The following is a 13,420-nucleotide window of genomic DNA, read 5'->3' on the forward strand; positions in this document are numbered from 1 at the left end:
ACTGCCTCTCCAAAGAATCCTTTCTCAGCCTAAACTCAACCCCAAAATCGCCATATGCGATTCCCCTGCCCTCGAGGGGGAGATGGCCGGCAGGCCAGGGGGGCGCCGCGCGTGGAGCTCCAGCCTGTTCTGTCGGTCAGGAGAGTCGCGTGAAGACGTACCGACCCCCTCTGTCGCCTTCGGCGACATCTCCCCCTCAAGGGGGGAGATCGGCGGCGTCAGCCTGCGTTCACCGACACCATCCTGCCCGCAATATCGCGCAGCACGGCCTCGTCCGCCGCCGCGCGCGCCTTCCGCGACGCGACGAGACAGGCCTGCGAGCGCAGGATGAGACCGTCGGCCAGCACCTTGAGATGGTTGGCGCGCAGCGTCGAGCCTGACGTGGTGATGTCGACGACGATATCGGCCAATCCGGCCGCCGGCGCGCCTTCGGTGGCGCCCAGGCTTTCGACGATGCGATAGACCTGGATGCCGTGCTTTTGCGAAAAGAACTGCTGGGTCAGGCGCCAGTATTTGGTGGCGATCCTGAGCCGCCGGCCATGGCGCTGGCGGAAGTCGGCGGCGACGTCGTCGAGGTCGGCCATGGTGTCGACATCGAGCCAGATGTCGGGCACGGCGACGACGACATCGGCATTGCCGAAACCGAGGCGGGCGATGATTTCGGCGCGCGCCTCGCAATCGGCAAGGTTTTCGCGCAGCAGATCCTCGCCGGTGATGCCGAGATCGACCGAGCCCTGGCCGATTTCGCTTGATATCTCTGAGGCGGACAGGAACGCTATTTCGACGCCGTCCATGCCATCGATACGGGCGCGGTATTTGCGCTCGTCGCCGGGCAGGCTGACGGCAAGCCCGGCCTTGGCCAGCACCTCCAGCGCCTGCTCCTTGAGCCGGCCCTTCGACGGCAGCGCCAGCGTGATCATGGCGCCTTCTCCCGCAGCGCCTCGATGCGGTCGAGCCAGACGGAAAAACCGACGCCGGGGATCGGCGTTTTTGCGCCGAGCAGCGTCAGCAGCCGGTCGTAGCGGCCACCACCGGCGAGCGGACGGTCGCCGCCTTGCGCCGCGATCTCGAAGACCAGCCCGGTGTAGTAATCGAGCGGGCGGCCGAAGGCAGCGTCGTAGCGGATTTCAGACATCGGCAGGCCGAGGCTTGCGATGGCCGCCGCGCGGGCGGCAAAATTGTCCAGCGCGGCGCCCAGCGAAAGGCCGGCATCGGCGGCAAAGCTTTCGAGCGCCCCGGCGGCGCTATCGAGCGGCACGTCGATCGCCAGGAACCCCTTCAGCGCCGCAAATGCCTCGTTCGACAGCCGCACGCTGCGCAATTCGGCCTTCTCGACCAGGCGCCGCGCGATTTCGGAGGGCGAACGCCCGGCCGTTGCCGACAGGCCGGCCTCTTCCATGCCGCCGGCGATATGCGCCGAAAGAGCGTCCAGATCGCCATCAAGGACAAGGGCGGCGACGGCGCCGGCGAGCCGGCTGTTCCGCGGCGGATTGGCGAGGTCGGCAAGGGATGCCTCCAGCATCGCCGCCGAGCCGAAGGCGCGCGCCAGCCGCATCCGCCAGCCGCGCGGCAGGCCAAGCGCTGCCAGCACCGCCTCGAAGATGGTCTGGTCGCCGAGCGTGACCACCAGCTCGCGGCCGGGCAGCACCAACGAGAGCAGCGCATGCGCATCGGCCAGCGAGCGGGCGTCGGCGGCGGCCGTGTCGCGGTCGCCGAGGTCCTCGATACCGGCCTGGAAGAATTCGTTCCCGCCCTCGCGGCGCTGGCGAAACACCTCGCCGAGATAGGAATAGCGGCGCGGCGTGCCCGCCTGGCTGGCAATGTGGTCGAGGCAGACCGGAATGGTGAATTCCGGCCGCAGGCAAAGCGTCTGCCCGGTCTCGCTTTCGGTGAGAAAGATGCGGCGGCGCAAATCCTCGCCGGCCATGTCGAGGAACGGGTCGGCCGGCTGCAGCACGGCGACTTCGACCGCATGGGTGTTGCGCGCGGCGAAGAGCGTCGCGATGTCGGATGCGATGGCGGGGCGGGGGGTCATCGCAGGCGCCCTTCCCTTCTCCCCTTGTGGGAGAAGGTGGATTGGCGCGAAGCGCCAAGACGGATGAGGGGTGCCGGAAGAAATGAGGCGTCGGCGTTCCCTGGAACACCCCTCATCCGACTTCGCTTCGCGAGGCCACCTTCTCCCACAAGGGGAGAAGGGAAGGCTGGCACCCTACTTGCCACGCGCCCGCTCCTCGGCCTGCGCCGCCAGTATCTTCTTCACTTCGGCAACCAGCTCACTCTCCGCCACCGTCACCTGCGCCGGCCGTGCCGCGCGCCATTCGGCGTTATCGGCGATCTCGGCCGACATCCGTGCGCCCTCGATCAGGTCCTTGATCTGCACCTCGCCCTTGGCGCGCTCGTCGCCGCCCTGGATGACAGCGACGGGGCTGCCGCGGCGGTCGGCGTATTTCAGCTGCGCCTTCATGCCGGCGCCGCCGAGATACATTTCCGAGCGGATGCCGGCGGCGCGCAGCTCGGCCACCATCTTCTGGTAGCGGCCGAGGCTTTCCGTATCCTTGTCCATGGTGAGCACGACGACCGGCGCGATGACATCGGAAATATCGAGCTTGCCCAGGTTCTTCAGCGCCGTCATCAGCCGTGAGACGCCGATGGAAAAACCTGTCGCCGGCACCGGCTCGCCGCGAAAGCGCGAGACGAGACCGTCATAACGGCCGCCGCCGCCAACCGAACCGAAGCGCACGATCTGGCCGTCCTCATTGGGGATCTCGGCCAGCAGCTCGGCCTCGTAGACCGGGCCGGTGTAATATTCGAGGCCACGCACGACGGAGGGGTCGATGCGGATGCGATCCTCACCGTAGCCGCTTTGTGCGACCATGGTTCTTATCTGCTCCAACTCTGCAAGACCCTCAACAAACGAGGCGTTCGTGATGCCCAGATGTTCGAGTTTCCTTTCCTCGATAAGATTGGCGACACCGGGGTTGATGGATCCCAGTGTCTGGATAATTTTTTCGGGATCATGCTGCGCCATGACTGTGAAATAGCTGATGACAACGTCGATTTGCGCATTGTCCAGCCCGGCGCCTTTGGTGAAATCACCGCTCTCGTCCTTGCGCCCGGCGCCCAAAAGCAGGCGCACGCCCGCGACGCCAAGCTTGTCCAGCTTGTCGATGGCCCGCAGCACGGTCAGCCGGCGGCCCGCATTCTCGTCGCCGCCGAGGCCGATGGCCTCCAGCACGCCGTCGAGCACTTTTCGGTCGTTGACGCGGATGACGTAATCGCCGCGCTTGATGCCCAGCGCCTCCATCACGTCGGCCATCATCATCGCCATCTCGGCATCGGCCGCAACGCCCGGGGTGCCCACGGTATCGGCGTCGAACTGCATGAACTGGCGGAAGCGGCCGGGACCGGGCTTCTCGTTGCGGAACACCCAGCCGGAGCGATAGCTGCGATAGGGTTTCGGCAGGCGCTCGTAATACTCGGCGACGAAGCGCGCCATCGGCGCGGTCAAATCGTAGCGCAGCGACAGCCACTGGTCGTCGTCGTCCTGGAACGAGAACACGCCCTCGTTCGGCCGGTCCTGGTCTGGCAAAAATTTGCCGAGCGCGTCGGTATATTCGATGAGCGGCTGGTCGACCGGCTCGAAACCGTAGAGCTCGAAGACCGAGCGGATCGTCGCCATCATCTTCTCGACGGCGCGCAGGTCGTCGGCGCTGCGGTCGACAAAGCCGCGCGGCAGCCGCGCTTTCATCTTTTCGGATTTGTCGGCCATGGGATGGGTACTCGGTGTTTCGTGGCGCTCCGGGGATCGGTTAAATATCCGATTTCCACGGCGCGGGTGTCCTAACCGATGCAGCCGGGAGCGGCAAGGGTTTGCGCTTCTCCTTCCCCCTTGTGGGAGAAGGCAAGAAAAAGAAGCTGAAACAATTGCGCCATGCGCGCGGCATCGTGCAGACACAATCCGGGCCGATAAGCGCGCCGAAACAAGGGGTTCGGGCCCATGGCCACGCTACAGAAGTTCGACATCATCGATAGCGGCGCACGCGACGCCTCGGTCCGGCTGCGGCCGGCCGACAATCATGCGCCCAAGGCGACGAAGCAATTCGCGGGACCGTTCGAGATCGCGGCGCAACAGCGCAACGGGCCGACCATGCGCGACGTGCTGATAACCGGCCTGCTGGTGATCTATCCGGTGTTCGCCGCGCTGGCGGCCATCCTCGCCGGGTTTTTCCTCGCCGGCGCCGGCGGCGCCTGAGCCGCTATTTCGGCCGCTTGAAGGCTTTCCGCTCCGCCTCGACCGGCTCGCGGCAGACGCAGCCCTCGAGATGGTCGTTGACCAGCCCCATCGCCTGCATGAAGGCGTAGACGGTGGTCGGGCCGACAAAGCTCCAGCCGCGCTTCTTCAGTTCTTTCGAAATGCGGACCGAGACGGCCGTCGTCGGGTTGGCGCGCAGATGGGCGAGATCGACGATCTCGGGCCGCTCGTCCGGTCCTGGCTCGAACTTCCAGAACCATGCCGCCAGCGAGCCGGCCTCGTCGATGAGCTCGCGGGCGCGTTTGGCGTTGTTGATGGTCGACACGATCTTGCCGCGATGGCGGATGATGCCGGCATTGCCGAGCAGGCGCTCGACATCGGCGTCGGTGAAGGCGGCGATCTTGTCGACATCGAAGCCGGCGAAGGCCTCGCGAAAATTGTCGCGCTTGCGCAATATGGTCAGCCAGGACAGGCCCGACTGGAAACCCTCGAGGCAGATCTTCTCGAACAGCCGGCGGTCGTCGGCGACCGGCCGGCCCCATTCGTGGTCGTGGTAGTGCAGATAATCCGGCAGGTTGCCGTGCCAGAAGCAGCGGGCGACGCCGTCGGGACCGGCAAGCAGACCTGTCTTTTCGTCCATGGCGGAATTCCGTTCTTGTCCTGGCGTTAACGCGTTTTGACGCGGCCTTTACCGTGGCTTTACCAGATTCCTGAACCGGGCGGTAACCACACCAAAAGCTTTACTGACAGATCGGCATTTTACGCATTCCGATTCATGTTTCGGTGGCCGCTTCGCGCTCATTGTCGGCGAAATCGGGGAGGCTTTGCACCCCGGCATGTTCGACGATCAAGGTGCGTTGCGATGAAGACATTCTTGTTCCCACTGTTCGGCGCCGCCGCCGTGCTTGCCGCCGGTGCCGCCAATGCCAACGACCGCTATGCCGAGAGGCCGCCGGTGGTGGTCAGTCCCGACCTTTCGGCGCCCTGGGTGCTGCAGCTCGGCCATGCGCCGGGCATCGTGCGGCAGAGCCGGCAAGAGGCGCAGCCGCAACGGCGCTATCGGCGCCAGGCCGAACCCGATCAGCTGCGCACCGCAGCGGTGCAGGCACCGGCCAAGCGCATGATCATGCGGCCGCAGATCGACCCGATCTATCTGCCGCAGGAAGTCGCCTATGACGGCCCGCAGAAGCCGGGCACGATCGTCATCGATACGCGAGAGAATTTCCTCTATCTGGTCGAGAAGAACGGCAAGGCGCGGCGTTATGGCGTCGGCACCGGCAAGCCGGGCTTCGAATGGTCCGGCACCCACAAGATCACCAACAAGCGCGTCTGGCCGGACTGGCGGCCGCCGGCGGTGATGATCGCCCGCGAGGCCGCCAAGGGCCGTTATCTGCCGACCTATCTCGCCGGCGGCATGGAAAACCCGCTCGGCGCACGCGCGCTCTATCTCGGCTCGACCGAGTACCGTATCCACGGCACCAATCAGCCCTGGACGATCGGCGGCGCGGTGTCGTCGGGCTGCATCCGCATGCGCAACGAGGACGTGGTCGACCTTTACGAGCGGGTCAATGTTGGCACGACGGTTGTAGTGATGTAATCTGCGGTTGACCTCACCGATGATTCTGCTCAGAAGCCTCGGGAGTATTGAATAACGGGGGACGGGCCGTGTGGGGATGCGGCCAGTCACGAAAGGGCAGCGCGGCAAGCCGTGCTGCCCTTTTTGTTTCCGCCAACGCCAGCAAGAATTGACGGGAAGATTTCGCCGGCACGTCGCGCGACGGGCATGGCGGTTCGTTTTTCGCACTGCCTGTTCGCGGTTGCTTTGCTATGTGGCGGCTAAAGTTCCAGACAAAGGCCCTATCTCGATGACCCTCTCCGACGACAGCCGCTATCTCCGAGGCGGCCCGGTTGCCCAACGCATCATCGCCGGCGTGCGCGAGGACGCGGCGATCGCCACCGCCGAAGGCTTTCCGCCCAAGCTGGTGTCGATCACCGTCGGCGACACGGCGGCGGTCGACGTCTATGTCCGCAACCAGCGCGCCAAGGCGGGGCTTGCCGGCATCGGCTTCGAGGAAAGGCGCTTTCGCGCCGACATCACTGCCGGCGAACTCGAAGCGGCGATCCACGGCCTCAACGCCGACCCGCGCGTCACCGGCATCATCATCCAGCGACCGGTGCCGGTGCACATCCCGATCAAGACGCTGCAGGCGGCGGTGCATCCGCTCAAGGACGTCGAAGGCATGCATCCGGCCTCGATCGGCAACATCGTCTACAACCAGCTCGATCTGGCGCCCTGCACGGCGGCTGCCTCGGTCGAACTGCTCAAGGAAACCGGCCTCGACCTGAAGGGGCTCGAAGTGGTGGTCGTCGGCCATTCCGAGATCGTCGGCAAGCCGATCGCTTTCCTTTTGATGAGCGAAGGCGCGACGGTGACGGTCTGCCATCACATGACGCGCTCGGTGGCGGCACACGCACGCCGCGCCGACGCGCTGTTCGTCGCCGTGGGCAAGCCGCGGCTGATCAAGGCCGATATGGTCAAGCCGGGTGCGGCCGTCATCGATATCGGCATCAATTCGGAGATCGGGCCAGACGGCGAGAGCCGCATCGTCGGCGACGTCGATGCCGAGAGCGTTAGGCATGTCGCGTCGTGGATCACGCCGGTGCCTGGCGGCGTCGGCCCGATCACCGTGGCGATCCTGCTGCGCAACACCATGGTGGCGCTCAGCCGCCAGCGCGCGCGCTACCAGGCAACCTACGGCACGGCGGACAGACTGGCGGCCGAGTAGACGACTGGCGGATCACTGGGCCGCGATAGCCGCCCTCTCTTCGCGAACGCCTTCGGGCTTCGGCCCGCCATAGGCCCAGTCGAGCAGCTTTATCGTATGGACCACCGGCAGCTTCGCGGCAGAGGCGATCTGGGTGATGCAGCCGATATTGCCGGTGGCGACGATTTCAGCGCCGGTCGCCTCGATATTCCTGACCTTGCGGTCGCGCAGCGTCGCCGAAATCCCGGGCTGCAGGATGTTGTAGGTGCCGGCCGAACCGCAGCAGAGATGCCCTTCGCGCGGCTCGCGCACGACGAACCCGGCTTTGGCCAGAAGCTCCTTCGGCTGGCGGGTGATCTTCTGGCCGTGCTGCATCGAGCAGGCGGAGTGATAGGCGACGACGGTGCCCGGCTTGCGCACCGGCTCGGGCAGGTCGAGGCTCACGAGGTATTCGGTGATGTCCTTGGCCAGCGCCGAGACGCGCGCCGCCTTGCCGGCATAGGCCGGATCGAGGCGCATCATGAAGCCATAATCCTTGATCGTGGTGCCACAGCCTGACGCGGTGATGACGATGGCATCGAGCCCGCCTTGCTCGATGGCGCGCGTCCAGGCGTCGACATTCTGCCTGGCCGACGCCAGGGCAGCCGCCTCGCGGCCCATGTGATGCACCAGCGCGCCGCAGCAGCCTTCGCCTTCGGGTACGACGACCTCGACACCAAGCCTGGTCAGCAGCGAGATCGTCGTGTCGTTGATGCCGGGATCGAGCACGGATTGCGCGCAGCCGGTGAGGATGGCGACGCGGCCATTTTTCTTCGGGCCCTGCCCCGCATGGACGCCCGGCGAGGCCATCGGCGAGACTGCCGGGACCGACGCGGGTGCGAGCTTGAGCATAGCGCCCAGAGGCCTCAAGGCCTGGATTTTCTCAAACAGGCCGGCGAATGGCTGGCCGAGCTTCGCCAGCTTGAGCGCCGCGCGGAAACGCGAGGGATAGGGCAGCACGAAGGCCAGCATGGCGCGGGTCAGACGATCGGCCAGGGGACGCTTGTAGGTCTCCTCGATGTGGGCGCGGGCGTGGTCGACCAGATGCATGTAGTTGACGCCCGACGGACAGGTGGTCATGCAGGCGAGGCAGGACAGGCAGCGGTCGATATGGGTGACGATCTCCTTGTCGGCCGGCCGGCCATTTTCCAGCATGTCCTTGATCAGGTAAATCCGGCCGCGCGGCGAATCCAGCTCGTTGCCGAGCGTCACATAGGTCGGGCAGGTGGCGGTGCAGAAGCCGCAATGTACGCATTTGCGCAGGATCTTCTCCGATTCCGCGACATGCGGATCGGCGAGCTGGGCAGCTGAGAAATTGGTCTGCACGTAAACAAATCCTTACCGTTTGAGCATGATCTTTTCCCAAAACCGGTACCCACTTTTGGGGATCACGCTCATAATCCTAGAAACCAGCTTTCGGGGTTCTTGACCGCTTCGCCGCGCTGCAGCGCCTGCAGGCCGAGAATGCAGCGGGCGATGAACCAGACGGCGACGGCGAAAATCAGCACGACACCGATGACCACGATCATCAGCAGCGCCGAGATCAGTGCATAGAGCAGGCCGATCCAGAAGGTGCGGATCAGGAATGTGTAATGGCTCTCGACGAAGCCGCCGGCCTTGCCGCGGTTGATATAGGCCAGGACGATGCCGACAATGCCGCTGACGCCGATGGCTAGGCCGGCGAGATAGAGGATGTAGATGACCAGCGCGTTGGTCGGGCCGGGCTCTAGCCAGCGGTCGGTCTGGCGTGACGTACCGTTTTGGCCTGGATCGCTCATTGGGCTCCTCCCTCGGTTGCCGCGGCGAGAGTAGCAGAGCCTGCGCCCGGCGCCATACGGCCGGGACTGAGGATATTCTTCGGGTCGAATTCGGCCTTCAGCCGGGCCGACAGTGCTGCCAGTTGCGGCGCTTGCGGCTCGAACACGGGAACGGCAGCGCGGTGCGAGGGGGTTGCGCGCACCAGCGTCGCATGGCCGCCACCATGTCTTCTGATGAGGCCGCGCAACAGGCCGGCCTCGGGATCGTCCTGCTGCATGCGCAGCCAGATCAGCCCGCCCTGCCAATCGTAGAAGGCATCGACCGCGGCCTGCATGCGCAGCGCCAGCACCATCTGGTGGCCCTGTGACGGCGCCATCGAGACGCGCCACACAGGCCTTTCGCCGCCATCGGCGAAGGGCGCGCAGTCGCGGATGTCGCGCCAGACCGAATACGAGACCGAACCGGAAATCTCTTGCAGCGGCCCAGCGTCTTTCAGCAGGTTTTTCAGCGCGGCAATGCGGTAAGCGACCGACGGGCCGAAGCCCTCGATGCGCAGCAGCGTCGCCGCATCGCTGCCGAGACTGCCGTCAGCGACCCTAGCTGCGACCCGTTCGGGAAGATGGGCAGCGCTCGACACTTCGGCGCTGGAACCGAGCGCCAGCGCCATGGCGGCGGCGGCGTGATCGTCGAGCAGGCCGCGGATGGCGAGCGTGACTTCGGTCTCGGCGGCAGGCAGCACCTTGAAGGTGACGTCGGTGAACACCGCCAGCGTGCCCCAGCTGTTGGCCATCAGCTTGGACAGATCATAGCCGGTGACGTTCTTGACCACGCGGCCGCCGGACTTGAAGGCCTCGCCGCGCCCGGAAACGGCAGATATGCCGAGAATGTGGTCGCGCGCAGCACCGGCCTTCAGCCGGCGCGGCCCGGAAAGGTTCGCGGCAAGCACGCCGCCGATGCTGCCTCGTCCTGGCTCGCCGCCGAGCAGCGGGCCGTAATCCATCGGTTCGAAGGCCAGTTGCTGGCCGTTTTCGGCAAGCAGACTTTCGATCTCGGCCAGCGGCGTGCCGGCCTTCGCCGACAGCACCAGCTCGGCCGGCTCGTAGAGCATGACGCCGGAGAGTTTGGAAAGGTCGAGCGTATGCTCGCTCTGCTGCGGCCGGCCGATGCCGCGCTTGGAGCCGTGGCCGAGGATTTCGAGCGGCGAGTCTTCCGCCGCTGCCCAAGCGACGGTGGAGACGGTTTCCGCTGATGTGGTCGGGGTGAAGGTGGTCATGCGGCAGAACCACCAGTCGTAAATGACGAGAGGCCGCGATCCTTCCCACCCCCCTCTGTCCTGCCGGACATCTCCCCCGCAAGGGGGGAGATCGGATGTCGCTTAGGCTTTCGCCAACCATCAACGCTTGAAGGCGAGCAGGACGTTGAAGCAGCCAATCTCCCCCCTTGCGGGGGAGATGTCCGGCAGGACAGAGGGGGGTGTCCAAGCGCCAACATACCCTCAAAACCTCGGAATGTCCGGAAACGCCACTTGCCCGCGATGCACGTGCATTCGCCCGAGTTCGGCGCATCGCCTCAGCTGCGGAAACACCTTGCCCGGGTTGAGCAGATGGTTGGGGTCGAACGCGCATTTGACGCGCATCTGCTGGTCGAGGTCGATCTGGTTGAACATTTCCGGCATCAGGTCGCGCTTCTCGACGCCGACCCCGTGCTCGCCGGTCAGCACGCCGCCGACCTTGACGCAGAGCCGCAATATGTCGGCGCCGAAGCTTTCCGCCTTGTCGAGTTCGCCCGGCACGTTGGCGTCGTAGAGGATGAGCGGGTGCAGATTGCCGTCGCCTGCGTGGAAGACATTGGCGACGCCGAGCCCGTATTTCTCCGACAGTTCGCGCATGCCGGCGAGCACGCGCGGCAGTTCCTTGCGCGGTATGGTGCCGTCCATGCAGTAATAGTCGGGCGAGATGCGGCCGACCGCCGGGAAAGCCGCCTTGCGGCCGGCCCAGAAACTCAGCCGCTCCTGCTCCGATTGCGAAATGCGGCATGTGGTCGAGCCGTTCCTATAGGCGATGGCTTCGACCAGGCCGATCAGGTGATCGACCTCGACACCCGGCCCGTCCAGCTCGACGATCAGCAGCGCCTCGACATCCAGGGGATAGCCGGCCTGGACGAAATCCTCTGCGGCGTGGATGGCCGGACGGTCCATCATCTCCATGCCGCCCGGGATGATGCCGGCGCCGATGATGTCGGCGACGCATTGGCCGGCCTGCTCGCTGGTCGGGAAACCGATCAGCAGGGCACGCGCCGTCTCCGGCTTCTTCAGGATGCGTACGGTGACCTCGGTGACGACGCCGAGCAGTCCTTCGGAGCCGGTCATCACGCCGAGCAGGTCGTAGCCTTCCGCGTCGAGATGGCTGCCGCCGAGGCGCACCACCTCGCCATTCATCAGCACCATCTCGATGCCGAGCACATTGTTGGCGGTTAGGCCGTATTTCAGGCAGTGCACGCCGCCGGAATTTTCCGCGACATTGCCGCCGATCGAGCAGGCGATCTGGGAGGATGGATCGGGGGCGTAGTAAAAGCCCTCCTGCTCGACGGCAGTGGTGATGCCGAGATTGGTGACGCCGGGCTGGGCGACGACGACGCGGTTCTGAAAATCGATCTCGAGGATCCGGTTGAAGCGGCTCATCACCAGCAGCACCGCGTCCTGGAGCGGCAGCGCGCCGCCGGACAGCGAGGTGCCGGAACCCCGCGGCACGACGCGGATGTTGCGATCGCTGCAATATTTCAGCACGCGCGACACCTGCGCCACGGTCTGCGGCAGCACCACGACGAGCGGCAATTGCCGGTAGGCGGTAAGCCCGTCGCTCTCGAAGGCGCGCATGGCATTGGCGGCGTCGACGACGCCCTCGCCCGGCACGATGATGCGCATATCGGCGACGATCTCGTCGCGCCGGCGCATCGTGGCGTCGTCTGGTTTCGGCATGGCAAGGCCGGACATCGACAGCCTCCTTCGATCGACTGGTAAAAATCTTTTACCAGCGACGGTGGTCGCTTGCAAATGCCGCTTTGGCCGGGTTGGGAGGCCTATGGCCGGGACAGCCTTCCGCAGCGGCAATCTGCCGCTCCGCCCTTCGCTACTCGCCGGGCTGCTTGCCTGGTTCGGAGTGCATGCGGCGGACGCGGCGCACGCCCCACCAGACGAGCACGACGGCGAGCGGCACCGAGGCGGCGGTGACCATTTCCGGCGCAAAGGCGTGGCCGAAGACCGAGGCGCCCTTGGCGACGTAGCCGATGAGGCCGACGACATAGTAGGAGACGGCGGCGACCGAGAGCCCCTCCACCGTCTGCTGCAGCCGCAATTGCAGGCGGGCACGATTGTTCATCGAAGCCAAAAGATCGCGGTTCTGCTTTTCGACCTCGACGTCGACCCAGGTGCGCAGCAGCGTGGTGGCACGGGTGAGCTTCGTCGACAGGTTGGCCTGACGCTCCTCGACCGAACGGCAGGTACGCATCGCCGGCGCCACGCGGCGCTGCAGAAAACCGCCCCAGGTGTCATAGCCGGGCACGGCCTCTTCGTCGAGCGCCTCCAGCCGTTCGCGCACGATGCCGTCATAGGCGCGGCTGGCGCCGAAGCGGTAGAGGCTGGAAGCGGCATCCGCCTCCAGCTCGGCAGCCAGTTCGGTCAAGTCGGCAAGTAGCGTCTGGCTGTCGCGGGTCTCGGCGACCTTCATTTCCAAGGTGGTCTGAGCCAGCCTGTCTTCGATGCGGCGGGCGCGACCGGACAGCGTCAGCGCCAGCGGCAACCCAAGCATGGCCAGCGTGCGGTAGGTCTCGATGTCGATCAGCCGCTGTGACAGTGCCCCGGTGCGCGCCGGGGTCAGGCCGCGGTCGAGCATCAGCATGCGGGTCAAGCCGTCGCCATCCTGGCGGAAATCGGTGACGATGGCCGCGTTGCCGCGCTCGACCAGCGAGTAGCACAGGCTGGTCGGGTCAAAGCCGGCGATCAGCCTCTCGTTCGCCGGCGTCCATTTGCGGATTTCGAGCCTAATGCCGGAAATCACCGTTCCCGGCGGCGAAAACCCGTTGCCGAAGGGTGTGTCTTCTTGCCCTCTGCCGTTTTCGGCGAGCGGTCCTTCCCAGAGGTAGGTCGAGAACTCCGTGTGCCGTTCCCAGCGCAGCGAGCCCTTGCCCCATTTCATCGCGTGGTGGCGGGCGTGGGGGTCGGGCGCGGCGATGCCAAGGCGTCGCGACAATTCGGAAAGCACGGCCTGATCGACGCCGGATCCAGCTTCGGTCATGAAGGAAAGCTGCACCAGCACGCGCGGCTTTTCGACCAGCGGATGCGGCCGGGCGTGGACCTCGCCGAGGGCGCCCGGCCGACCTTCATGCGCCGGAAAGCCCATGACGCTGCCGCCCACGGCTTTGGCGCGCAGCTGGAATTCGAGGTTGGACGGGTCGGCGTCTGGCACGGCTGGTCCCCCGGGCTTCTCTGAGCCCTTTTTGGCAATGATGTCTCTCTTGTTCACGGAAACGCCGAACCGCTCTATCTCTTTGATTCTGCGCAATTCCGGACGGAAAAACCGTTTCACACTTTTCCTGGAATTGCTCTAGA

Annotated in this window: 12 protein-coding genes; 3 read left to right on the forward strand and 9 right to left on the reverse strand. The window is 65.5% G+C overall.

What is annotated here, in order from left to right; all coding sequences use genetic code 11:
* Positions 1-218: 218 nt before the first annotated feature.
* From hisG to hisS, 3 genes are all read right to left on the reverse strand, one after another.
* Positions 219-920 (reverse strand): ATP phosphoribosyltransferase, encoded by a 702-nt coding sequence (gene hisG, locus NKH80_RS24910; protein ID WP_352994214.1) that lies wholly within the window; start codon positions 918-920, stop codon positions 219-221.
* Positions 917-2,035 carry an ATP phosphoribosyltransferase regulatory subunit gene (locus NKH80_RS24915; RefSeq protein ID WP_352994217.1) on the reverse strand — a complete coding sequence of 373 codons (1,119 nt, stop codon included), beginning with the start codon at positions 2,033-2,035 and terminating at the stop codon, positions 917-919. Before NKH80_RS24915 ends, hisG begins: the two co-directional genes overlap by 4 nt.
* A 174-nt stretch (positions 2,036-2,209) precedes the next feature.
* Positions 2,210-3,769: a histidine--tRNA ligase gene (gene hisS, locus NKH80_RS24920; protein WP_352994220.1), complete on the reverse strand. Its 1,560-nt coding sequence runs from the start codon at positions 3,767-3,769 to the stop codon at positions 2,210-2,212.
* A gap of 228 nt (positions 3,770-3,997) precedes the next feature.
* Between hisS and NKH80_RS24925 the strand changes: the two genes are divergently transcribed.
* A complete protein-coding gene (locus NKH80_RS24925; RefSeq protein ID WP_352475820.1) occupies positions 3,998-4,252 on the forward strand; it encodes a hypothetical protein in 255 nt (84 codons plus the stop codon).
* A 4-nt stretch (positions 4,253-4,256) separates the two neighbouring features.
* Here the strand turns inward: NKH80_RS24925 and NKH80_RS24930 are convergent, their stop codons facing one another.
* Positions 4,257-4,892 carry a DNA-3-methyladenine glycosylase I gene (locus tag NKH80_RS24930; RefSeq protein WP_352506891.1) on the reverse strand — a complete coding sequence of 212 codons (636 nt, stop codon included), beginning with the start codon at positions 4,890-4,892 and terminating at the stop codon, positions 4,257-4,259.
* Positions 4,893-5,114: 222 nt separating this feature from the next.
* Between NKH80_RS24930 and NKH80_RS24935 the strand changes: the two genes are divergently transcribed.
* Both NKH80_RS24935 and NKH80_RS24940 read left to right on the forward strand, forming a co-directional pair.
* On the forward strand, positions 5,115-5,849 hold the full coding sequence (locus NKH80_RS24935; RefSeq protein ID WP_254819319.1) for a L,D-transpeptidase: 735 nt from the start codon (positions 5,115-5,117) through the stop codon (positions 5,847-5,849).
* Positions 5,850-6,117: 268 nt separating this feature from the next.
* Positions 6,118-7,038 carry a bifunctional 5,10-methylenetetrahydrofolate dehydrogenase/5,10-methenyltetrahydrofolate cyclohydrolase gene (locus tag NKH80_RS24940; RefSeq protein WP_352506893.1) on the forward strand — a complete coding sequence of 307 codons (921 nt, stop codon included), beginning with the start codon at positions 6,118-6,120 and terminating at the stop codon, positions 7,036-7,038.
* 12 nt (positions 7,039-7,050) lie between these two features.
* Here the strand turns inward: NKH80_RS24940 and glcF are convergent, their stop codons facing one another.
* The 5 genes from glcF to NKH80_RS24965 form a co-directional block, all read right to left on the reverse strand.
* Complete coding sequence (glcF, locus tag NKH80_RS24945; RefSeq protein WP_352702102.1) at positions 7,051-8,382, reverse strand: glycolate oxidase subunit GlcF; 1,332 nt, start codon at positions 8,380-8,382, stop codon at positions 7,051-7,053.
* Between the two features lie 68 nt (positions 8,383-8,450).
* The gene (locus tag NKH80_RS24950) at positions 8,451-8,834 is read right to left on the reverse strand and encodes a DUF4870 family protein (RefSeq protein ID WP_254819316.1); all 384 of its coding nucleotides are present in this window, start codon (positions 8,832-8,834) and stop codon (positions 8,451-8,453) included.
* Positions 8,831-10,087, reverse strand: a complete 1,257-nt coding sequence (locus tag NKH80_RS24955; protein ID WP_352883257.1) for an FAD-binding protein — start codon at positions 10,085-10,087, stop codon at positions 8,831-8,833. The genes NKH80_RS24950 and NKH80_RS24955 overlap by 4 nt, the downstream gene beginning before the upstream one ends.
* Positions 10,088-10,309: 222 nt before the next feature.
* Complete coding sequence (locus tag NKH80_RS24960; RefSeq protein ID WP_352994224.1) at positions 10,310-11,806, reverse strand: FAD-linked oxidase C-terminal domain-containing protein; 1,497 nt, start codon at positions 11,804-11,806, stop codon at positions 10,310-10,312.
* Positions 11,807-11,942: 136 nt separating this feature from the next.
* A complete protein-coding gene (locus NKH80_RS24965) occupies positions 11,943-13,277 on the reverse strand; it encodes a DUF3422 family protein (protein WP_352994227.1) in 1,335 nt (444 codons plus the stop codon).
* Positions 13,278-13,420 lie beyond the last annotated feature (143 nt).

This window comes from Mesorhizobium sp. M0904 (assembly GCF_040319475.1).
In the GTDB taxonomy this organism is placed as follows: domain Bacteria; phylum Pseudomonadota; class Alphaproteobacteria; order Rhizobiales; family Rhizobiaceae; genus Mesorhizobium.